A 20,798-nucleotide genomic window follows, 5' to 3' on the forward strand; every position below is an offset into this window, starting at 1 on the left:
CCATCCCCGCGGCCTCGGGGATGGCGGGGTCACATCGGCAGGGCCGCCGCGTCGTGGCGGAACACCATGATCAGCAAAGTCGCGATCAACGTGGCGATCAGCAGCCAGCTCACGAGGATGATGATGGTCGAGCGGCTGGGACGGCGCCGGCCGCGGTGGGCGCGCTTGGTCCGCTGGCTCTCCCGGCGCTCGACACGCTCGTTGAACGACTCGAGCCGGGCGGCGAGTCGCGGGTCCTCGTCGGTGAGGTAACTCTCGATCTGGGCAAGCATTCGCTCCTCGTCCTGCGACCAGGCCATGCCGCACCTCCCGGCGACGCAAGCGGTGTGCCGACGTTCTGCCCAACGACGAAGATCTTTAGCCGTTTCGATGCCTCCTTTTTGCCGTCAGTTTGGCGCGGTTGCGATCACCTTCGAAACCCTGTTCTAATCAGGGTCATGCGCTGGGACAACCTGCGCCTGACCGACGCCGGCCAGGGCGCCTCCGAGGCGCCGCTGTTCGCCCGCGGCGCCGTCGCCAGAACCTTCGACACCCCCGAGTTCCGTGGCATGACCTTCTATGAGATCCATGCCCGCTCGATCGTCAACCGGGTGCCCGCGGCGTCCCAGGTTCCCTTCCAGTGGACGGTCAATCCCTACCGCGGCTGCTCGCACGCCTGCGTCTACTGCTTCGCGCGCAAGACCCACACCTACCTCGACCTCGATTCCGGCCGCGACTTCGACTCCAAGATCGTGGTGAAGGTCAACGCCGCCGAGTTGCTGCGCAAAGAGCTCGCGGCGCCGCGCTGGGGCGGGCAGCCCATCGCCATGGGCACCAACGTCGACTGCTACCAGCGGGCCGAGGGCCGCTATCGCCTGATGCCGGGCATCCTGGCCGCGCTGCGCGACGCGCGCAACCCCTTCTCCGTCCTGACCAAGGGCTCGCTGATCCTGCGCGACCTCGACCTGCTGGCCGAGGCCGCGCAGGTGACCGAGGTGTCCACCGCCCTGTCCATCGGCTCGGTGGACGACGAGCTGTGGCGCTCGGTCGAGCCGGGGACGCCCCGCCCGGCCGCCCGGCTGGAGGTCTGCGCCGCCCTCACCTCTCGCGGTCTGTCCTGCGGCGTGCTGATGGCGCCGATCCTGCCCTACCTGAGCGACTCGCCGCGGCGGCTCGCCCGCACGGTCGAGCTGATCGCGCAGGCGGGCGCCACCGACATCGTGCCGATCGTGCTGCACCTGCGGCCGGGCGCGCGCGAGTGGTTCCTCGGCTGGCTCGGCCGCGAGCATCCCCGCCTGGTCCCCCGCTACCTCGAGCTGTACGGCCGCGGCGCCTACGCGCCGCAGGCCTACCGGTCGCGGGTCGTCCAGCAGGTGCGCGAGCTGGCCGAGCGGGCCGGGGTGGGCCGCGCGCCCCGGGCCGGCAACGGCGGCGTCCGGCTCCCGGTCCCGGCGACCCCGGCGGCGGCCGGCCCCGAACAGCTCTCCCTGCTCTGAGGCACGCGGCGATCCGTCCCTCTGGCGACCTATATGGGTGATTGTCTCCGCCGTTGGGTATTTAACGCGCGGGATGCGTCGAATATCACGCATTCACCATAAAAGCCATGAGACACAGGGGGGAACCATGGCAGGAGCGGCGCGGAAGAAGTCCAACAAGGCCGCCGGAAAGGCCAAGAAGGCGGCCATCAAGGCCACGCGCGAGATGAAGCAGAACAAACGCGAGGAAGAGGACCGACGCGAGACCGGTCCCGACGAGGCCCGGTGACCCGCGCGGCGCCTCCCGCCAGGATGAAGCTCACGCTCGGGGCATTCCGGGCGCCCAGGTGAGCGGCGTGGTCAGGCACCCGTTGCGCGTCGCCGCGCCGGTGGGCGCGCCCTCCGGTCACGCCCGGCGGGCGGTGCGCGGCCCGGTCCGGCGCCGGGGACCGGCATCGGACAGCATCGCCGGCGGTCTCGACGCGGCGGCCCCGGGTGCCTGATCATGGGAGGCCCACCCGAACGCGAGGATCCATGTCCGTGTACGTGCGCTTCCCCACCCTCTTCGGCGAGGTGGTCGTCTTCGCCGCCGAAGACGACCTGTGGATGGTGTCCGCCGGCGGAGGCAGGGCCTTCCGCCTGACCGCGGGCGTCGCCGAGGCCGGCTATCCCCGCTTCTCCCCCGACGGCTCCCGGCTCGCCTTCGTGGGCCGGGAGGAGGGCCCCGAAGAGGTGTACGTCATGCCGGCCGACGGCGGGACCGCCCGGCGGATGACCTACGACGGGGCGCTGTGCACGGTCACCGGGTGGGACCCCTCCGGCGCGATCATCTACGCCAGCGACGACGGCCAGCCCTTCGACCGCCGCAAGTGGCTGCACCGGGTCGACGCCGACGGGGTCTCCCAGCGCCTGCCCTACGGGCCGGCCAACTCCATCTCCTACGGCCCCGGCGGCGCCATCGTGCTCGGCCGCAACACCGCCGACCCGGCGCGATGGAAGCGCTACCGCGGCGGCACGGTCGGCGACCTGTGGATCGACCGCGAGGGCGAGGGCGTGTTCACCCGCCTGATCTCCCTGGCGGGCAACCTGGCCTCGCCGTGCTGGGCGGGCGAGCGGGTGTACTTCCTGTCCGACCACGAGGGCATCGGCAACGTCTACTCCTGCACGCCCGCCGGGCAGGACCTGCGGCGGCACACCGACCACGGCGACTACTACGCCCGCAACCTGTCCGGCGACGGCGACCGGCTGGTCTACCACGCGGGGGCCGAGCTCTATCTGCTGGATCCGGGCGAGGGCGAGTCGCGCCGCGTGGAGGTGCGGCTGGGCAGCTCGCGCACCCAGCGCAACCGCCGGTTCGTCTCGGCCGCCTCCTACCTCGACAGCGCCCGCCTGTCCCCCGACGGCGGCGGGCTGGCGGTCACCACGCGCGGCAAGGCGTACTCCTTCGGCGGCTGGGAGGGGCCGGTGCGCCAGCACGGCGAGCCGGACGGCGTGCGCTACCGCCTGCTGACCTGGCTGGAGGACGGCAGGCGCCTGGTGGCGGCGGCCAGCGACGACGGCGACCGCGAGGTGCTGGTCGTGCTGACCGCCGACGGCAGCGCCGCCCCGGTGCGGCTGACGGAGCTGGACACCGGCCGGGCCATCGGCCTTGAGGTGTCACCGGCCGCCGACAAGATCGCGGTGACCAACCATCGCAACGAGCTGCTGATCGTCGAGCTGCCCTCCGCCGGGGACGGCGCGGACGTCCCCCGCCCGGCGGCGGAGGAGCCCGCGCCGGCCGCGCCCGCCACGGCGGACGCCTCCGACGCGACCGGTGCTCAGGACGGCACGCCCGCACCCGGCACGTCCGCACCCGCGGCGCCCGCGCCCGGCGACCCCGCGCCCGGCGACCCCGCGTCCGGCACTCCGGTGTCCGGCGCGGTGGTGTCCGGCGCGGTGGTGTCCGGGGAGGGCCTGACCGTCGGCCTGGGCGCGGTGGCCGAGGACGCGGCCGGCGCGGCGGCCGGGCCCGGCGTCCCGGCGGCGCCCGGCCAGGACGCCGCTCCCGGTGCGGCGACCGGCGGGGAGGCGGGCGGTGAGGCGGGCGGGGAGGCGGCCACGCCGGGGCAGGCCGCGCAGGCACCAGGGCACCCGGCCCCCACGTCCCCGCAACCGGCACGGCAGGGTCAGGCGCCGCCCGCCTCCACCGGATCCGGCGCGCCCGCACCGGCCGAGCCCGACGGGGCGAGGATGACCGTCGTCGACAGCAGCCGGTTCGGGCGCATCGAGGACGCCGTCTGGTCCTCCGACGGCCACTGGCTCGCCTACACCTTCCCCGACACCGCGCAGACCACGGCCATCAAGCTGTGCCGGGTGGACACCGGCGAGACCTACCGCGCCACCCGGCCCGTGCTGCGCGACAGCAGGCCCGCCTTCGACCCCGAGGGCCGCTACCTGTACTTCATCGGCCAGCGCGTCTTCAACCCCGTCTACGACTCCCTGCAGTTCGACCTGGGGTTCCCGCAGGGCACCCGCCCGTACGCGGTCACGCTGCGCTCCGACGTCGGCTCCCCGTTCGTACCCGAACCCCGTCCGCTGTCGGGCGACGCCTCCGCCGCCAAGGACGCCGCCAAGGACGCCGCCAAGAACGCCGCCAAGAACGCGGCCACCCGCGAGAACGAGCCGGCCGCGCACCCGGGCTCCGGCGAGGCGAGCGGCCCGGTCACCGGCGACCGTGGCGCCTCCGCGCCCGACGGGAAAGACGACGACCGAGACGACCGAGACGACCAGGACGACGACGAGGAGGAGCCGCTGGAGATCGAGCTGGAGGGCATCGAGCGGCGGGTCATGGCCTTCCCGGTGCCCGAGGGCCGCTACGACCGTGTGGCCGGCACCAAGGACAAGGTGCTGTTCACCTGCTTCCCCGTGGAGGGCAGCCGCGGCGACGAGTTCGCCCCCGAGCCGGCCTCCGGCACGCTGCAGGCCTACGACCTCATCAAGCACAAGTGCGACACCCTGGTCTCCGGCGTCGGCGACTTCCGCCTGGGCCAGGACGGCACGACGCTGCTCTACCGCTCGCGGGGACGGCTCCGGGTGGTCAAGGCCGGCGAGGCGCCGCCGGACGACGACGCTCCGGGCCGGGCGTCGGGATGGATCGACCTGGACCGGGTCAAGGTGTCGGTCTGCCCGGAGGCCGAGTGGCGGCAGATGTTCCGCGAGGCGTGGCGGCTGCAGCGGGAGAACTTCTGGGTGCAGGACATGGCCGGCATCGACTGGGACGACGTCTACGAGCGCTACCTGCCGCTGGTCGACCGGGTCGGCACCCGCGGGGAGTTCTCCGACCTGCTGTGGGAGCTGCTCGGCGAGCTCGGCACCTCCCACGCCTACGAGAGCGGCGGGGAGTACCGGCCCCGCCCGCACTACTGGCAGGGCAAACTCGGCGTCGACTGGTCCTACGCCGACGGGGTGCACACGATCGCGCGCATCGTCGCCGGCGACCCGTGGGACCCCGAGGCCACCTCGCCGCTCAACCGTCCCGGCCTGGACGTGCGCCCCGGCGACGCGGTGCTGGCGATCAACGGCCAGCCGGTGGGGGCGGCGGCGGGCCCGGCCCGGCTGCTGGTCAACCAGGCCGACCAGGAGGTCGAGCTGACGGTCAGGCGCGGCGACGGGCCACCGAGGACGGTGACCGTCAAGGCGATCTCCGACGAACAGCCGGCCCGCTACCGCGACTGGGTGGAGGCCAACCGCGCCCGCACCCACGAGCGCACCGGCGGTCGCGTCGGCTACCTGCACATTCCCGACATGGGCCCCGACGGCTACGCCGAGTTCCACCGCGGATTCCTGGCCGAGTACGACCGCGAGGGGCTGGTGGTGGACGTCCGGTTCAACGGCGGCGGCCACGTCTCGGGGCTGCTGCTGCAGAAGCTCGCCCGGCGCCGTCTGGGGTACGACTTCCCGCGCTGGGGCGTGCCGGAACCCTATCCGGCCGAGTCACCGCGCGGCCCGCTGGTCGCGGTCACCAACGAGTGGGCCGGGTCGGACGGCGACATCTTCAGTCACACCTTCAAGCTGCTCGGGCTCGGCCCGCTGATCGGCAAGCGCACCTGGGGCGGGGTGATCGGCATCTGGCCGCGCCACCGGCTGGCCGACGGCACGGTGACCACCCAGCCGGAGTTCTCCTTCGCCTTCGACGACGTCGGCTGGCGGGTGGAGAACTACGGCACCGATCCCGACATCGAGGTGGACATCACCCCGCAGGACTACGCGCGGGGCCTCGACACCCAACTCGAGCGGGCGATCGACGTCGCGCTGGAGCGCCTGGCCCAGTACCCGCCGCACACCCCCAACCCCGCCGACCGCCCCCGCCTGGGCGCCCCCCTGCTCCCCCCGCGCGCGTAGACCCCGGCCCCCCCGCACGCATGGACCCCGGCCCCCCCGCACGCATGGACCCGGCGGGCGCCGGGCCGCGGCCCATCGTGACCGGCGGGGCGCGGCCCGGCGTCCGCACCGCCCGCCCGTCCCTGCGAAAGTTTCATCACCGGGCGGATCGCGGACGGTGCGGCCCGGCATGGTCAGGGCCGGTGAGGTCGCTGCGGCTGGAGGAAGCGGCGGGGGTGCGCGGGCTCGCGCCCTTGACGGGGCCCCTGGGGTGCTGTGTGATGCGGGCCACACCCCCTCGGGTCACCTGAATAAGAGGCACTCCGGCTCGCCGATAGTTGTTAACGCTAACAATGACCTGGCGATGACGCGCGCCGGACACCTCTCATTCGCGGTGAAAGTGGACGGATCAGCCTTCCATCTGGTGTTAGCGCTAACACGCAAGCGAGAGAGGTCCTCATGCTTCTGCGAAACCTGAGAAAGGCCGCCGTGACAGGCGCCGGCGTACTGCTCGCCGTCGCCGGCCTGGTGGGCTCCGGCACCGCCCAGGCCGCGACGTCGCAGCCGTGTGACATCTACGCCTCGGGCGGCACGCCGTGCGTGGCGGCGCACAGCACGACCCGAGCCCTATACGGCGCCTACAGCGGCCCGCTGTACCAGGTGCGCCGATCCTCCGACAACACCACGCGGGACGTCGCCCCGCTCAGCGCGGGGGGTGTGGCCAACGCCGCCACGCAGGACGCGTTCTGCTCCGGCACGACCTGCCTGATCACCATCATCTACGACCAGACAGGACGGGGTAACCACCTCACCCAGGCGCCTCCCGGCGGGTTCTCCGGCCCGGCCGCCGGCGGGTACGACAACCTGGCCAACGCCACCGCCGCGCCGGTCACGGTGGGCGGGCAGAAGGCGTACGGCGTCTACGTCAACCCGGGCACCGGCTACCGCAACAACCGGACCTCGGGCATCGCGACCGGCGACCAGCCGGAGGGGATGTACGCGATCTTCGATGGGACGCACTACAACGGTGGTTGCTGTTTCGACTACGGCAACGCCGAGACCAACAGCCGCGACAACGGCAACGGCACGATGGAGGCCATCTACTTCGGCAACATCAAGGTGTGGGGCTACGGCGCGGGCAACGGGCCGTGGATCATGGCCGACCTGGAGAACGGCCTGTTCTCCGGGGTGAACCAGCACTACAACGCCGGTGACCCCAGCATCAGCCACCGGTTCCTGACCGCGATCGTCAAGGGCGAGCCGAACCACTGGGCCATCCGCGGCGGCAACGCCCAGTCGGGCAGTCTGTCCACCTTCTACAACGGGGTGCGGCCGAACGTGTCGGGCTACAACCCGATGAAGAAGGAAGGGGCCATCATCCTGGGCATCGGCGGCGACAACAGCATCGGCGCCGCCGGCACCTTCTACGAGGGCGTGATGACCTCCGGCTATCCCTCCGACGCCACCGAGAACGCCGTCCAGGCCAACATCACCGCCGCCGGGTACGCGGTGTCGGGCGGCGGCAACCCGCAGCAGGGCGTCCAGATCGTGGGCGGCCAGTCGGGCCGGTGCGTCGACGTGCCGAACTCCAGCACCACCAACGGCACCCAGGTGCAGATCTGGGACTGCGGGAGCGGCACCAACCAGCGCTGGACCTCCACCTCGGGCAAGCAACTGCAGGTGTACGGCAACAAGTGCCTGGACGCCAACGGGCAGGGCACCGCCAACGGCACCCAGGTGATCATCTGGGACTGCAACAACCAGACCAACCAGCAGTGGAACGTCAACTCCAACGGCACCATCACCGGGGTGCAGTCCGGGCTGTGCCTGGACGCCAACGCGGCGGCCACGGCCAACGGCACCAAACTCATCCTCTGGGCCTGCAACGGCGGATCCAACCAGCAGTGGAGCCTGCGGAGCTGACGCCTCAGCGGTGAGAGCCGCCCTCAAGAGGAACCCCGGCCGGACGCCGTCCCGTGGCGCCCGGCCGGTGCGGCGAAGGCGGCGGCTCCCCCGCCTTCCCAGGCACGGCCCAGGGAGGGCGACGGCGGCGGACGGGCACGGAGGTCCCGGCCCCTCGTCGCCGGGTTCGTGCGGTGTCCACGGTGTTCACCCGCGTACCCAGGCCATCTTCTTTACAATGTAGATCACAGGAAGTCGACCGGTACTTTTGTCCTGGCGGACGGCGGATCGGCGTGCCTACCGGCCGGTGGGCCGTGATCCCTACCGTCGTGGACATGAGCGTGAACGCCGTGTCACTCGAAGAGGTGACCAAGAGCTTCGGGGCCGTCCGTGCCGTCGACGGACTGAGCCTCGACATCCCCCAGGGCCAGACGCTGGCCCTTCTCGGCCCCAACGGCGCCGGCAAGTCGACCACGATCGGCATGCTCCTCGGCCTGACCGTCCCGGACGCCGGGCGGGTGCGGGTCTTCGGCGGCGCCCCGAGCGTCGCCGTGCGCGCGGGACGCATGGGCGCCATGCCGCAGGAAGGCGGACTGATCTCCAGGGTGACGGTGCGCGAACTGGTCGCCTTCGTCGCCGGCGCCTACGCCGCCCCGCTTCCGGTGGCCGACGTCCTGGCCACCGCCCGGCTCACCGACCTGGCCGGACGCCGGGTGGACAAGCTGTCCGGCGGCCAGGCCCAGCGCGTGCGCTTCGCCCTGGCCCTGGCCGGGGACCCCGACCTGATCGTGCTGGACGAGCCCACCGCCGCGCTGGACGTGGAGGCCAGGCGCGAGTTCTGGGACGGCATGCGCCGCTACGCCGCCCGGGGCAAGACGATCCTGTTCTCCACCCACTACCTGGAGGAGGCCGACGAGCACGCCGACCGCATCGTGGTGATCGACCGGGGCCGGGTGGTCGCCGACGGCACCAGCAGGGAGATCAAGCGCGTCGCCGCGCTCACCACCGTCAGCCTCTCGGTCGACGGCGAGACCTCCTGGCTGGGCCGCCTGCCCGGCGTGACCATGGTCGAGATCCGCGGGCGGCGCGCCCACCTGCGCACCACCGACTCCGACGCCACCGTCATGGCGCTCGCCGAGGCACGGGCCGTGCGCGACCTGGAGGTCTCCCCCGCCGACCTGGAGGACGCCTTCGTCGCCCTGACCGGCCGGGGCGCCGCCTCCCCCTCCCCCACCACCGCGGCCCGCGGGGCCGAGGAAGAGAGCGCCGCCTGATGCTCGGCTACGTCCGCCTCGAACTGGTGCGCGTCCTGCGCGACGTCACCTTCCTCATCTTCGGCGTCGCGATGCCCGTGGTGATGTACCTGATCTTCACCACGCTCGGCCTGGCCCCGGGCGACGAGAAGCAGGTCGCGCTGTTCGTCATGGTCAGCATGGCCGCCTACGGAGGCATCGGCGCGGCCTTCAACAACGGCACCGGCCTCGGCGAGGACAAGGCGCTGGGCTGGGTGCGGCAGCTGCGGCTCACCCCCCTCGCCCCCGCCACGGTCGTCGCGGGCAAGACGATCACCGGCATGGTCGTCGTCGTGCCCGCCATCGCCGCGGTGCTCGTGGCCGGCACGCTGGTCAACCACGTGGCCCTCAGCCCGGGCCAGTGGGTGTCGATCATCGCCCTGCTGTGGGCGGGGACGATCCCGTTCACGCTGTTCGGCCTCGGCAACGGCTACCGCCTCACCTCGCAGTCGGCGGGCATCGCCAACTTCGCGGCCAGCATGGGGCTCGCCGTGGTCGGCGGGCTGTGGATCCCTGCCGACCGGTTCCCCCGCTGGCTGAAGGCGATCTCGGAGTGGACGCCGACCCACGGGTACGCCGACATGTCCTGGCGCGTCGCCTTCGGCCAGGCCCCGTCCCCGCGCTCGGTGCTCGTCCTGCTCGGCTGGCTGGCCGTCTTCGGCGCCTACGCGCTGTACGGCTACCGGCGCGCCGGCCGGGCGGCGTGAGCGCGCCCCTTCGCGCCGGGCGCGCCCGCGCGGCGGCTAGGTTGTCCCGGTGAACGAGCGGACCTGCGAGGGCCCCGACGACCGTCCCGACCCCGAGTTCGCGGCGCAGGGTCCCGACGCCAACGGTTTCATGATCTGGCTGGTGCTGCTGATCGTCCCGCTGGTGGAGGTCGTCCAGGGCGAGGCCCGGCCGGTGTGGGTCACCGCGCCGGGCCTCTCGGCCGTGGCCGTGCTGTACGTGGTGACGGTCAGGCTGGCGTTCACCGACGCCCGCCGGGCCGAGCGCCTGCCGCTGGCGGCCCTGGGCGCGCTCACCGTGTGGCTCTCCCTGCTGAACGACTCCTTCATCCTGCTGTTCCCGTTGTTCGCCATCGCCTGCGGGGTCGCGGTCAAGGGCATGGGACGCGTCGCCGCGGTGCTGGGCGCGGCCATCGTCGCGGCCACCGGCGTCACGGCCTTCCACGACGGCCTGCTCTCCGGCGGTGACCTCGACTGGGGCTCCCTGCTCGCACTGGGCTGGGGCACCTTCACCGCCGGGCTCGTCCCGGCGATCATACTGAGACTGTTCGAGGTGATCGCGCAGCTCCGCGAGACCCGTGAGGAGCTGGCCAGGACGGCCGTCGCCGAGGAGCGCCTGCGCTTCTCCCGCGACCTGCACGACCTGCTCGGCCACACCCTCTCGGTGGTCGTCGTCAAGGCCGAGGCCGTGCGCCGCGTCCTGCCGGCCGACGTCGAGGCCGCCGCCGAGCAGGCCCGCGACATCGAGCGCATCGGGCGCGAGGCCCTGGCGGAGGTGCGCGCCGCCGTCACCGGCTACCGGGGGCGGGGCCTGGCCGCCGAACTGGCGTCGGCGCACGCCGTCCTGTCCGGCGCCGGGGTGCGCCTGACCACGCGCATGCCGGTGGGCGACCTGCCGCCCGAGACCGACGCGCTGCTCGGCTGGGCGGTGCGCGAGGGGGTGACCAACCTGATCCGCCACAGCGGGGCGCACGCGTGCGAGATCACCCTCGGCTCCGGCGACAATGGCATGGTGCTGGAGATCGCCGACGACGGCCGGGGCGGCGCCCGCCGCGCGGACACCGGCCATGGGCTGCGCGGCCTGCGCGAGCGGGTGAGGGCCGTCGGTGGGCTGCTCGACGTGGACGACCCGCCCTCCGGCGGCTTCCGCCTGCGGGTCACGCTACCGCGGGAGGCCCGATGATCCGGGTGCTGCTGGCCGAGGACCAGGGCATGATGCGCGGAGCGCTCGCCCTGCTGCTCGGCCTGGAGGACGACATCGAGGTCGTGGCCCAGGTGTCCTCCGGGGAGGAGGTGGTCGCCGCGGCGCTGGAGCAGCGGCCCGACGTGGCGCTGCTGGACATCGAGATGCCCGGCCGCAGCGGGCTGGACGCCGCCGCCGACCTGCGCGAGCGCCTGCCGTCGTGCCGGGTGCTGATTCTGACGACCTTCGGCCGGCCCGGGTACCTGCGCAGGGCCATGGAGGCCGGCGCGTACGGCTTCATGGTCAAGGACGGCCCGGTGGAGGAGCTCGCGGCGGCCGTGCGGCGCGTCCTGGCAGGCGAGCGCGTGATCGACCCGGCGCTCGCGGCGGCCGCGCTGAGCGCCGGGCCGAGCCCGCTGACCGACCGTGAGCGCGACGTCCTGGCGGCCGCGGCCGACGGCTCGACCATCGCCGACATCTCCCGGCGGCTGCACCTGTCGGAGAGCACCGTGCGCAACTACCTGTCGGCCGCCATCGGCAAGACCGGCACCCGCAACCGCATCGAGGCCGCCACCGCCGCCCGCCACAACGGCTGGCTGTGACGCCGTCCGGCGCCGCTCCTCGCACCGTCGAGGCGCCGACCGGCTCGAACGCCCCGGCGAACCGGCCGTCCTTCGACGCGGAAGCTTCTCGGGGTCGAGCACGACAAGACCTCGGGCTCGGCGTAAGCGCGCGCCCCTGGACGCCTTCCGGGCGCCGGCGCATGGTCGAAGCATGACCTCACCTTCGCCGGCGCGCTCCGTCGCCGTTCCACGGCCGAAGACATGCGGACCGCGTGGCGCCTGGTCGCCGCTCACCTGGCTCCCACCCCGGTCGACCCGGGGGCGGGCACCGCGCGGGAGCCCGCGCTCAAGCTGGAGAGTCTCCAGCCCACAGGCTCGTTCAAAGTGCGGGGAGCGCTGGCGGCCCTGGCCGCCGCTCCACCCCGCTCGCCGGTCGTCACGGCTTCGGCGGGCAACCACGCTTTGGGCCTGGCGTTCGCCGCCCGCGCACTCGGCCGGGAGGTGACCGTGGTGGTGGCCGAGAACGCCTCACCGGCGAAGGTGCGCCTGCTGCGCCGCCTGGGCGTCGATCCGGTCCAGACGGGCGCCTGCTATGACGACGCCGAAGCGTACGCGCGCCGGCTGGCCCGCGACGGCGCCCACTACATATCGGCCTACAACGATCCCCACGTCATCGCCGGTCAGTCCACCATCGGCCGTGAACTCGACGCGCAACTCGGCGGGTCACTCGGCGGGTCACTCGGCGGGTCACTCGGCGGGTCACTCGGCGGGTCACTCGGCGGGCCGGTGACCGTGGTGTGCGGGGTCGGCGGTGGCGGCCTGGCCGCGGGCCTTGGACTGTGGGCGGCCGGCCGGCCGCAGGTGCGCGTCATCGGGGTGGAGGCCGCCGCCTCCACGGCGGTCTCCGCCGCCGTCGCCGCGGGCCGTCAGGTGCCCGTCGACGTCGGGCCAACTCTCGCCGACGGCATGGCGGGCAACATCGAGCCGGGCTCGGTCACCGTCGGCCTCGTCGCCCGGCACGTCGACCGGCTCGTCACCGTCACCGAGGACGAGATCGGCGCCGCGCTCCGCTACCTCGCCGGTGAGCGCGGCCACGTCGCCGAGGGCGCCGGCGCGGTGGCCGTCGCCGCGCTGCTCGCCGGGAAGGTGACACCGCACGGACGCATGGTGGCCGTGGTCTCGGGCCGCAACATCACCCTGCGGGCCCTGGCCGCCGTGCTGGCACGGCCACGCCCCGGCCCCGGCGCCCTCTGACCCGCCCCGGGCCTGCCTGCCCGTCGTCGCCCTCTCTACCCGCGGCCCCGGCCCGTCCCGATGCCCGCGGGTGCACAGGGAAGGTCACCCGCCGGCCGGGAGCGCGGCCGTGCCGGAGGTGGCGAGGGCGCGGGGGTCGGGGACGGGCGGCACGGGGCTGGGCTCGGAGGTGCGGCCGAGCGGGGACTTCTGCCAGGTGAACCCGTGCGGGAAGGTGGTCCGGGCGAGAGCGCGCTGGCCGTCGGCGTTGGGGTGGAAGTAGTCCCACTTGCTGATGTGGTCGAGGGTGAACGGGTAGCCGAACACCGCGCCCTCGTCGGAGCGGCACCCCGGACCGTAGGCCGCGCACGCCTGCCGCATCGCCTCGTTGTAGTCCTCGACGCGTTCTCTGACGCGATCGCGGCGGGCCTGGTCCTTCTTCGCCATGGAGTCGGCGTCGGTCAGCATCGCCGGGCAGATGTGGCCGAGCGCCCAGAAGGCGCGGGCCACGACGTTGTCCTTGCCGATGCGCCACAACCTCTTGAGGTCGGGGATGCTGGCCACGAACACCTTGACGTCGGCGGCGGCCAGCACGTCGAGCGCCCGCTCGACCCGGGCGCGGTAGGTGGACACCGGCGTCATGCGCGACTCGGTGGCCGTGCAGGCGTCCTGCGCGCCGATCAGGATGGTGACGTAGGCGGCCTTGGCCGCCACGGCCTTCTGGGCCTGCCCCGCCAGGTCGGCGCTGGTCGAGCCGGGGACGGCGAAGTTGAGGTTGTGGCCCTTGACGGCCTGGCCGTAGCCGAGCAGGCGCAGGTAGTGGCTGTTCACCGAGGGGTGGTCGCCGGCCGACCACGACCGGGAGGTGCACGAGACGTACCAGCCGCACGCGTTGAAGCCCGCGCTGATCGAGTCGCCCAGCGCCGCCATCACCGGCGGCACCGGCTCGGCGGCGACCGCGGCGGCGGCGGCCGTGCCGGGCGCGCACACCACCGCGGCGGCGAGAACGAGCGCGATCTTGCGGACCATGGTCACCTCCACCTGGAACGATCCATCCCGGGCGGGAGATCGAGAACCCAAGGTAGAGATCGGCAAGGGTGCGCTCTATTACCTCCGGGGAAGGCGTTGCTACCGTTGACCAAGTTCCTATCGCGGCTTGACAGCGAAGCAGGCGTATGTAGACGCCGATGACGCCCGCTCACCCGTGACCGGCGGGGGCGGTGAGACGGGGACCCGATGTCGAACGTGTTCAGATTCCGCATAAGGTGGGCAGAGTGAGTGTCGCGCTCGGGATAACCCGCCCCCCGCTGGTACGCACCATCCCCATCGATCACACCGGCGATCTGGTCGCGCGACTGCCACAGGCTCCCCCTTACGCCTGGGTCCACCGGGGCGAGGGCCTGGTCGCCTGGGGTGAGGCGGCCAGGGTGACGGTGCCGCCCGGTCCCGGCCGCTTCGACTGGGCCAGGGCGTGGCTGGCGACGGCGTTCGGCGAGGCCCGCGTGGACGACGACGTGAGCGTGCCCGGGTCCGGCCCGGTGGCGTTCGGCTCGTTCACCTTCGACCCCGACGCCCCCGGCTCGGTGCTGGTGATCCCCCGCGTCGTGCTGGGCCGCAGGAACGGCCGCGCGTGGCTGACCACGATCGGCGAGCCGCCGATGGAGCTGATGGCGCCCCCCTCCTCCCCCGGCCGCGTCGTCTACGGCGACGGCTCGCTCACCGCCCCCGGATGGCAGCACGCCGTGGGCCGCGCGGTCGGCGAGATCAGGTCGGGGCGGCTGGAGAAGGTCGTGCTCGCCCGCGACCTGGTCGCCACCGCCGAGCGCGACATCGACGTGCGCCTGCTGCTGGAGCGGCTGGCCTCGGCCTACCCCGACTGCTACACCTTCTCCTGCGCGGGCCTGGTGGGGGCCACCCCCGAGTTGCTGGTGCGGCACACCGGCAAGGCCGTCGAGTCGCTGGTGCTGGCCGGCACGACCTACCGCGGGTCCGGCCCTGAGGAGGACCGCGCCCAGGCGGCGGCCCTGTTCGCCTCCCGCAAGGACCGCTACGAGCACGCCTGCGCGGTCGCCTCGGTCCGCGAGGCTCTCACGCCGCTGTGCGCCTCGCTCACCGTGCCCGACGAGCCCGAACTGCTGGTGCTGCCCAACGTGCAGCACCTGGCCAGCCGGGTGCGCGGCCGGCTGGCGGACGGCGCCTCGGTGCTCGACGTGGTGGCCGCCATGCACCCGACGGCGGCGGTCGGCGGCACGCCGACCCCCGTCGCGCTGGAGGTGATCCGCGAACTGGAGGGCATGGACCGCGGCGGGTACGCCGGCCCGGTCGGGTGGATCGACGGGCGCGGCGACGGCGAGTGGGGCATCGCGCTGCGCTGCGCCCAGATCCAGGGACGCCGGGCGCGGCTGTTCGCCGGCTGCGGCATCATGGGCGACTCCGACCCGGCGGCCGAACTGGCCGAGGCCCAGGCCAAGTTCCGCGTCATGCGCCACGCCCTGGAGGGCTGAAACGCGCGGCCCCCGCCCCTTCCTGAGGCGGAGGCCGGGCCGTGGTGTGTTCCGATCCTCCGCTTCAGCAGAAGACACCCGTGACGTACAGGTGCTCGGGGTCACTGATCTTGTGCGCCCCTATGCCGCCGCCCCGGCCGGCGGCACCGGTCCACGGATACTGCACGACGCCATCTCCGATGGTCTTGTAACCGACGGCACGGCAGGGCACCCAGACGGCGTCCCAGTCCTCATACCACGGCGTGGACTGCCCGCGGGTGAGGCGGCGCTGGTGGGAGCTGGAACAGGGCCCGTTGTTACCGTCGCACCAACTCATGTACGCCACGACCGCCGTACCGCTCAGGTTGGTGACACCGCCACAGGAGATGGCCGCCGAGGCCACGCTGCCGCAGGTGTGGTCGCCGGCGTGGGCGGTGCCGGCGGTCAGCAGGCCCCCGACGAGCGCGGCGGTCAGCATGAAGGAGCCGACGACGACACGCCTACTTCTCGATCCCATTCGAGACCTTCCTTCGAAGTCCGGATTGGCTCGGGTGCCCACCCCCGGGGCCCCGATCGATCAACTGACGCAAGCCTGCGACGGCTGCCGAGCGGCCGCAATATCACTGCTCCGATTCGGGAAGCCTGGAACGTGGAACGCGCTCTCATCAGCACCGATGTATTCGTCCCGGGACGCGTTCACTTCGCACGTGTAGCATGCGCGGAACGTGCCATCACGAGAGCTTGGGGAAGCCCGTGGCCGGAACAGCGCACGCCGAGGAGTTGGGGCAGCTCCTTCGGGAATTGAAGGAACGCAGCGGACTCAGTTACGAAGGGGTCGGCCGCAAGGTCAACGCGAGTAAGTCGTCGGTTCATCGTTATTGTTCGGGTGAATGCGTTCCGCCGACATTCGGAATGATCGAGCGAATCGCCGTGGCGTGCGGTGCCGACCGCAACGACATCGTCCGGCTTCACCGGTCGTGGATCCGGGCCATCACCGCACCGGAGGCGGCCGCGGACTCGGCACCGGACGTGGCGTCCGACACGGTGGCGCCACCGCCGGACGGGCCTTTGACACCCCGGCCGGAGCTCTCCGATGGCGGTGCGGCCTCCCCGGAAGGCCCGTCGCGGGGTCGCGGCAGATGGAGGGTCATCGCATTACTCTCCAGATCCGCCTTGATCATCGTGTGCGTCCTGCTGCTGACGGCCAACGCGTCGTCGATATCCGGCACTCACCGCGACCAGCCGCAACGGATAACGGGCCCAAGTTGGGTCCTGCCACCGGCACCAGTGCCCGGCACCTTGTTCGGCGTCACCGTCAACAGCGCCACCGGGGCCATGCCGTCGTTCCGGGTCGGCGCCGTACGCTTGTGGGACAGCGCGACGCGGTGGTCGCAGCTCCAGCCGCGGCGCGGCGAGTTCGACTGGTCGACGCTCGACCGCCACGTCGAGGGCGCGCGCCGCGCGGGGCTCCCGGTGCTGTTCGTCTTCGGGGGCACGCCCGCCTGGGCCAGTCCCACTGGACCGCCGGCACCGTACCCCGATGGCGCCCGTGCCGCGCCTCCCGACGAACTCGCCGACTGGGACGCGTTCGTCAGGGCCGTCGCCGAACGCTACAAGGGGCGCATCGAGGCGTACGAGCTGTGGGTGATGGGCAACGACCGGCGCTTCTTCAGCGGAGACGTCGGCACGCTGGTGGAGATGACCCGTCGCGCCGACCAGATCGTCAAAGCGGCCGATCCGCGGGCCACAGTGGTATGCCCGGGGATGGGCCTGTTGTGGACCCGCGACGGCCGCGACACGATGCGCCGGTTCGCCGAACTCGGAGGGTACGCCCACTGCGACGCGGCGGGTGTCAAGTTGTACCAGCAGACCGCGTCCGATCCTCCCGAGACCATGCTGGAACTGGCGGGTCTCGCCAATCGCACGCTGCACGAGGCCGGAGTGCATCCGCGGCTGTGGAGCACGGGCACCACATACCTGCTCCCGCTGCAGGATCCGCTGGACGCCACCACCGCGCGCGACTACGCCGTGCGATACTTCCTCGTCGGCCTGTACGCGCGCGACCTGAACCTCGAACGCATGTACTTCTACAACTGGGGTGGCACGAAGGTCCCTCTTGTCCTGCAGGCCGAGGGCGGCGCGCCGACCCCAGCGGCGCTTGCCGTCGAGGAACTCCAACGCTGGGTCGCCCACGCCCGTAGTCGGTCGTGCGGCCAAGGCTCCGCCGCCGCCTTGCCCCAGAACGTCTGGCGTTGCGACTTCACCCTCCCAGGTGACCGGGCATCGCGATCGGCGAGCATCATCTGGACGGTCACGGGTGAGGCGCCGATCACGGCGGGACGAGGCGCGGAGGTGGTACGCCGGCTGGACGGCACGTCGCGGCGGATCCGTCCCGGCGACACCGTCACCGTGACCGAGGAGCCGGTCTTCATCGAGTACTCGCCCGCCCTGGCCACCGCCGTCAGTCGGTCGCGGGTTCTGGCCGGTCCTCCTCCGGAGTCCCTGGGTGGCGGTCGAGTTCGTGGGTGAGGTCGTCCAGTTCGGCGCCGCCGGCCATCAGGGAGGTCAGCTCTTCGCGGGTGATGGCGTCCCTGTCGTACTGCCCGAGGCTCGCGCCCCGGTTGAGGAGCAGGAAGCGGTCGCCCACCGGGAAGGCGTGGTGGGGGTTGTGGGTGATGAACACCACGCCGAGGCCCCGGTCGCGCGCCCTGGCGATGTAGCGGAGCACCACCCCGGCCTGTTTGACGCCGAGCGCGGAGGTGGGCTCGTCCAGGATGAGCACCCGCGCCCCGAAGTACACCGCGCGGGCGATGGCGACCGACTGGCGCTCGCCGCCCGACAGCGTGCCGACCGGCTGGTCGACGTCGCGGACGTCGATGCCCATGGCGCGCAGTTCCTCGCGCGCCACCTTTCTGGCGCGCGCCACGTCGAAGCGGCGCAGCGGTCCGGTGACCGGCTCGGAGCCGAGGAAGAAGTTCCGCCAGACCGACATCAGGGGGATCATCGCCAGGTCCTGGTAGACCGTGGCGATGCCGCGGTCCAGCGCCTCGCGGGGCCCGCCGAGCCGCACCGGCACGCCGTCCAGCAGGTACTCGCCCTGGTCCTGCTGGTGGACCCCGGCGAGGATCTTGATGAGCGTCGACTTGCCGGCGCCGTTGTCGCCCAGCACGCAGGTGACCTCGCCCGCGCGCACGAGCGTCGACACGCCCCGCAGGGCGATGACGCCGCCGAAGGTCTTGCCGATGTCGCGGACCTCCAGCAGCGGCGCGGCCGCGGCGCCCGGTCGGCCCGCGGGCACGGTGTCCGGCGTCATCGCCTGACCTCCTCGGCGTAGCGGCGCACCAGGCGGTTGGCCAGGGTGGCCAGCAGCAGCATCGCGCCCAGGAAGAACTTGAACCAGTCGGCGTCCCACCCGGCGAACACGATGCCCTTGTCGGCCATCCCGAAGATCACCGCGCCGATGGACGCGCCGACCGCCGAGCCGTATCCGCCGGTCAGCAGGCATCCGCCGATCACCGCGGCGATGATGTAGATGAACTCCTGGCCGATGCCGGCGTTGGCCTGGACCGAGGTGAAGCGCAGCGCCATGATCGAGCCGACCAGCCAGGCGGCGGTGGCCGTGGTCATGAACAGCGCGATCTTGGTGCGCGCGGCGGGCACGCCGACGGCCCGCGCCGCCTGCTCGTCGCCGCCCACCGCGAAGATCCAGTTGCCCGCCCTGGTGCGCATGAGGACCCACGTCGCCAGGGCGGTGACGCCGATCCACCAGAAGATGGCCACCCGGAAGTCCACCCCGCCGGCGCTGACCGAGCCGGCCAGCAGGGCGCGCGCGCCCTGGTAGCCCTCGGCCCTGCGCAGCCCGCTCACCTGCACGGTGCCGGTGATGGCCTTGGTGATCCCGAGGTTGAGCCCTTGCAGCATCAGGAAGGTGCCGAGGGTGACGATGAAGCTCGGCAGCCGGGTGCGCACCACCAGCAGGCCGTTGGCGAAACCGATCGCCAGCGCCAGCGCCAGGCCGGCGAGCATGGCGGCCCACACGTTCCAGCCGAACCTGGTGGCCAGGGTCACCATCACCAGCCCCGTCGTGCCGGTGAGCACGCCGGCCGACAGGTCGAACTCGCCCCCGATCATGAGCAGGGCGATGGCGACGGCCATGATGCCCAGCGTGGAGGCCGGGTCCAGCCAGTTGGCCACCCCGTCGGCCGACCGGAAGACGGCCGACTGGGCGGAGAAGAAGGCGAAGACCGCGACCGCGCCGACCACCGAGCCGAGTTCCGGGCGGATCAGCAGGCGCCGGGCCCGCCCGGAGCCCGCGACGCGCTCGTCGGCGGTGACGCTGGTCACCGGGTGCCGCCCTGGGCGAGCTTGGCGACCTGGGCCGCGTTCTCCTTGGTCACGAACCCAGGGCCGGTGTTGACGGGCAGGCCGCCGCCGACGGTGTTGAGGTTGTTCTTGTACAGGTACAGGAAGGTGATCGGCAGCCAGCCCTGCAGGTACTGCTGCTGGTCGACGGCGAACAGGATCTCTCCGGCCTCGATGGCGTCGACGACGTCGGCCGACAGGTCGAAGGTGGCCAGCTCGGCCTTGGAGCCGCCGTCCTGGATCGCGTCGCGGGCGGCGATGGCGACCGCCGGGTTGAGGGCCAGCACGCCGTTGACCGAGGCGTCGCTCTGGAGCTTGGCCTTGATCTTGGAGGTGGCGTCGGCGAGGTTGCTCACGTCCACCTGGAGCCGTTCGACGGTGCCGCCGAGGGTCGCGGTGGCGCCGTTGCACCGCTGGTCCAGGCCGACGTTGCCCGCCTCGTGGATGACGCACAGGAGCTTGGTGACGCCCGCGGCCTTGAGCTTCTCCCCCGCGCCGCGCCCGGCGACCTCCTCCGACTGCCCGACGTGGGTGATGGCGCCGAACTCCTTGGAGCTGTCGGCGCCGGAGTTGATGGTGACGACCGGGATCTTGGCGGCGACAGCCTTGCCGATGGCCTCCTTCAGCGCGTCGGGGTTGGCCATGGAGACCACCACACCGTCGACCTTCTGGCTGACGGCCTGGTCGATGAGCTGCGCCTGCTTGGCCGGGTCGCCGTCGCCCTGGTAGGTCACCGTGGCGCCGTACCGCTTGCCGGCGGCCTCGGCGCCGTTCTTGACGACGTCCCAGAACGCGTCGCCGGGGGCGCCGTGGGTGATCACGGCGAAGGTCCCGCCGCCGTCCTGTGCGCCCGCCGCCGCCGACGCCGGGGCGCCACCGGCCGCCGGGGTGGTCGGGTCGCCGCCGGAGCACCCGCCGAGCGCCAGTGTCGCCAGAGCCGTCGCCGCAACCAGGCGTGTGGTCAACCTCATGGTCACCTCCCGCACCGTCCCGGGGGTCGGGATCGGCCGCATGCCAGAGTTTGTAACCTCAGGTAACCTGCCTGTCAATAATTTGTCGTGACATTCGGATGTATGACCCATCGGCAGTCCTCGCCAGTACGCCAGGTCAGGGGGCCGCGCCGGGGCCTGGGGCCGTCCACACCGGCGAGCAGGCGCGCACGACGGCGTCCCGCGGCAACCTGACACGGCCGTCGGCGGTGCCGGGCGCCCGTCCCGCGCCGTCGGCCACCCGGAGACACCC

At 72.6% G+C, this 20,798-nt stretch carries 18 protein-coding genes and 1 pseudogene; 12 read left to right on the top strand and 7 right to left on the bottom strand.

Annotated features, from left to right (window positions below):
* Window positions 1-29: 29 nt before the first annotated feature.
* Window positions 30-299, bottom strand: a complete 270-nt coding sequence (locus ACFQSB_RS21840) for a DUF3040 domain-containing protein (protein WP_380828714.1) — start codon at window positions 297-299, stop codon at window positions 30-32.
* Window positions 300-437: 138 nt separating this feature from the next.
* On the opposite strand from ACFQSB_RS21840, the gene ACFQSB_RS21845 reads away from it, so the two are divergent.
* The 9 genes from ACFQSB_RS21845 (at window position 438) to ACFQSB_RS21885 (ending at window position 12,732) form a co-directional block, all read left to right on the top strand.
* The gene (locus tag ACFQSB_RS21845) at window positions 438-1,475 is read left to right on the top strand and encodes an Rv2578c family radical SAM protein (protein ID WP_380828716.1); all 1,038 of its coding nucleotides are present in this window, start codon (window positions 438-440) and stop codon (window positions 1,473-1,475) included.
* A gap of 127 nt (window positions 1,476-1,602) precedes the next feature.
* The gene (locus ACFQSB_RS21850; RefSeq protein ID WP_380828717.1) at window positions 1,603-1,743 is read left to right on the top strand and encodes a hypothetical protein; all 141 of its coding nucleotides are present in this window, start codon (window positions 1,603-1,605) and stop codon (window positions 1,741-1,743) included.
* Between the two features lie 245 nt (window positions 1,744-1,988).
* Window positions 1,989-5,834, top strand: coding sequence for a S41 family peptidase (locus ACFQSB_RS21855; protein ID WP_380828718.1), 3,846 nt, complete (start codon window positions 1,989-1,991; stop codon window positions 5,832-5,834).
* 438 nt (window positions 5,835-6,272) lie between these two features.
* A complete protein-coding gene (locus ACFQSB_RS21860) occupies window positions 6,273-7,736 on the top strand; it encodes an arabinofuranosidase catalytic domain-containing protein (protein ID WP_380828719.1) in 1,464 nt (487 codons plus the stop codon).
* A gap of 314 nt (window positions 7,737-8,050) precedes the next feature.
* Window positions 8,051-8,989 (top strand): ABC transporter ATP-binding protein, encoded by a 939-nt coding sequence (locus tag ACFQSB_RS21865; protein WP_380828720.1) that lies wholly within the window; start codon window positions 8,051-8,053, stop codon window positions 8,987-8,989.
* Window positions 8,989-9,714 (top strand): ABC transporter permease, encoded by a 726-nt coding sequence (locus ACFQSB_RS21870; RefSeq protein ID WP_380828722.1) that lies wholly within the window; start codon window positions 8,989-8,991, stop codon window positions 9,712-9,714. The genes ACFQSB_RS21865 and ACFQSB_RS21870 overlap by 1 nt, the downstream gene beginning before the upstream one ends.
* A 49-nt stretch (window positions 9,715-9,763) precedes the next feature.
* Window positions 9,764-10,915, top strand: a complete 1,152-nt coding sequence (locus tag ACFQSB_RS21875) for a sensor histidine kinase (protein ID WP_380828724.1) — start codon at window positions 9,764-9,766, stop codon at window positions 10,913-10,915.
* Entirely contained in the window at window positions 10,912-11,517 is a 606-nt protein-coding gene (locus ACFQSB_RS21880; RefSeq protein ID WP_354853891.1) for a response regulator transcription factor, read from the top strand. The genes ACFQSB_RS21875 and ACFQSB_RS21880 overlap by 4 nt, the downstream gene beginning before the upstream one ends.
* A 222-nt stretch (window positions 11,518-11,739) precedes the next feature.
* Entirely contained in the window at window positions 11,740-12,732 is a 993-nt protein-coding gene (locus ACFQSB_RS21885) for a pyridoxal-phosphate dependent enzyme (RefSeq protein WP_380828725.1), read from the top strand.
* An 84-nt stretch (window positions 12,733-12,816) separates the two neighbouring features.
* Here the strand turns inward: ACFQSB_RS21885 and ACFQSB_RS21890 are convergent, their stop codons facing one another.
* A complete protein-coding gene (locus ACFQSB_RS21890) occupies window positions 12,817-13,752 on the bottom strand; it encodes a GDSL-type esterase/lipase family protein (RefSeq protein WP_380828727.1) in 936 nt (311 codons plus the stop codon).
* A gap of 233 nt (window positions 13,753-13,985) precedes the next feature.
* Between ACFQSB_RS21890 and ACFQSB_RS21895 the strand changes: the two genes are divergently transcribed.
* Window positions 13,986-15,215 carry an isochorismate synthase gene (locus ACFQSB_RS21895; RefSeq protein WP_380828729.1) on the top strand — a complete coding sequence of 410 codons (1,230 nt, stop codon included), beginning with the start codon at window positions 13,986-13,988 and terminating at the stop codon, window positions 15,213-15,215.
* A 64-nt stretch (window positions 15,216-15,279) separates the two neighbouring features.
* Here the strand turns inward: ACFQSB_RS21895 and ACFQSB_RS21900 are convergent, their stop codons facing one another.
* Window positions 15,280-15,711 carry a hypothetical protein gene (locus ACFQSB_RS21900; protein WP_380828731.1) on the bottom strand — a complete coding sequence of 144 codons (432 nt, stop codon included), beginning with the start codon at window positions 15,709-15,711 and terminating at the stop codon, window positions 15,280-15,282.
* Between the two features lie 197 nt (window positions 15,712-15,908).
* Here ACFQSB_RS21900 and ACFQSB_RS21905 point away from each other — a divergent pair.
* Window positions 15,909-16,145, top strand: a pseudogene (locus ACFQSB_RS21905) (helix-turn-helix domain-containing protein); the annotation flags it as partial.
* Between the two features lie 17 nt (window positions 16,146-16,162).
* Here the strand turns inward: ACFQSB_RS21905 and ACFQSB_RS21910 are convergent.
* Window positions 16,163-16,423, bottom strand: coding sequence for a hypothetical protein (locus ACFQSB_RS21910; protein WP_380828774.1), 261 nt, complete (start codon window positions 16,421-16,423; stop codon window positions 16,163-16,165).
* A 58-nt stretch (window positions 16,424-16,481) separates the two neighbouring features.
* Here ACFQSB_RS21910 and ACFQSB_RS21915 point away from each other — a divergent pair, with 58 nt between their 5' ends.
* Window positions 16,482-17,723 carry a beta-galactosidase gene (locus ACFQSB_RS21915; protein WP_380828776.1) on the top strand — a complete coding sequence of 414 codons (1,242 nt, stop codon included), beginning with the start codon at window positions 16,482-16,484 and terminating at the stop codon, window positions 17,721-17,723.
* Here the strand turns inward: ACFQSB_RS21915 and ACFQSB_RS21920 are convergent.
* Genes ACFQSB_RS21920 through ACFQSB_RS21930 form a run of 3 tightly spaced genes read right to left on the bottom strand, consistent with a single transcriptional unit; the run spans window position 17,656 to window position 20,527 of the window.
* A complete protein-coding gene (locus tag ACFQSB_RS21920; RefSeq protein WP_380828732.1) occupies window positions 17,656-18,507 on the bottom strand; it encodes an ATP-binding cassette domain-containing protein in 852 nt (283 codons plus the stop codon). The genes ACFQSB_RS21915 and ACFQSB_RS21920 overlap by 68 nt on opposite strands.
* On the bottom strand, window positions 18,504-19,538 hold the full coding sequence (locus tag ACFQSB_RS21925; protein ID WP_380828734.1) for an ABC transporter permease: 1,035 nt from the start codon (window positions 19,536-19,538) through the stop codon (window positions 18,504-18,506). The genes ACFQSB_RS21920 and ACFQSB_RS21925 overlap by 4 nt, the downstream gene beginning before the upstream one ends.
* On the bottom strand, window positions 19,535-20,527 hold the full coding sequence (locus tag ACFQSB_RS21930) for a sugar ABC transporter substrate-binding protein (protein ID WP_354853880.1): 993 nt from the start codon (window positions 20,525-20,527) through the stop codon (window positions 19,535-19,537). The genes ACFQSB_RS21925 and ACFQSB_RS21930 overlap by 4 nt, the downstream gene beginning before the upstream one ends.
* Window positions 20,528-20,798: the final 271 nt, after the last annotated feature.

It is taken from the genome of Sphaerisporangium rhizosphaerae, assembly GCF_042665155.1.
Classification (GTDB): domain Bacteria; phylum Actinomycetota; class Actinomycetes; order Streptosporangiales; family Streptosporangiaceae; genus Sphaerisporangium; species Sphaerisporangium rhizosphaerae.

Excerpts from the sequence above, each read along its gene's own strand:
- ACFQSB_RS21840 (WP_380828714.1), bottom strand. The coding sequence starts at position 299 with ATGGCCTGGTCGCAGGACGAGGAGCGAATGCTTGCCCAGATCGAGAGT.
- ACFQSB_RS21845 (WP_380828716.1), top strand. The coding sequence starts at position 438 with ATGCGCTGGGACAACCTGCGCCTGACCGACGCCGGCCAGGGCGCCTCC.
- ACFQSB_RS21850 (WP_380828717.1), top strand. The coding sequence starts at position 1,603 with ATGGCAGGAGCGGCGCGGAAGAAGTCCAACAAGGCCGCCGGAAAGGCC.
- ACFQSB_RS21855 (WP_380828718.1), top strand. The coding sequence starts at position 1,989 with ATGTCCGTGTACGTGCGCTTCCCCACCCTCTTCGGCGAGGTGGTCGTC.
- ACFQSB_RS21860 (WP_380828719.1), top strand. The coding sequence starts at position 6,273 with ATGCTTCTGCGAAACCTGAGAAAGGCCGCCGTGACAGGCGCCGGCGTA.
- ACFQSB_RS21865 (WP_380828720.1), top strand. The coding sequence starts at position 8,051 with ATGAGCGTGAACGCCGTGTCACTCGAAGAGGTGACCAAGAGCTTCGGG.
- ACFQSB_RS21870 (WP_380828722.1), top strand. The coding sequence starts at position 8,989 with ATGCTCGGCTACGTCCGCCTCGAACTGGTGCGCGTCCTGCGCGACGTC.
- ACFQSB_RS21880 (WP_354853891.1), top strand. The coding sequence starts at position 10,912 with ATGATCCGGGTGCTGCTGGCCGAGGACCAGGGCATGATGCGCGGAGCG.
- ACFQSB_RS21885 (WP_380828725.1), top strand. The coding sequence starts at position 11,740 with ATGCGGACCGCGTGGCGCCTGGTCGCCGCTCACCTGGCTCCCACCCCG.
- ACFQSB_RS21900 (WP_380828731.1), bottom strand. The coding sequence starts at position 15,711 with ATGGGATCGAGAAGTAGGCGTGTCGTCGTCGGCTCCTTCATGCTGACC.
- ACFQSB_RS21920 (WP_380828732.1), bottom strand. The coding sequence starts at position 18,507 with ATGACGCCGGACACCGTGCCCGCGGGCCGACCGGGCGCCGCGGCCGCG.
- ACFQSB_RS21930 (WP_354853880.1), bottom strand. The coding sequence starts at position 20,527 with ATGAGGTTGACCACACGCCTGGTTGCGGCGACGGCTCTGGCGACACTG.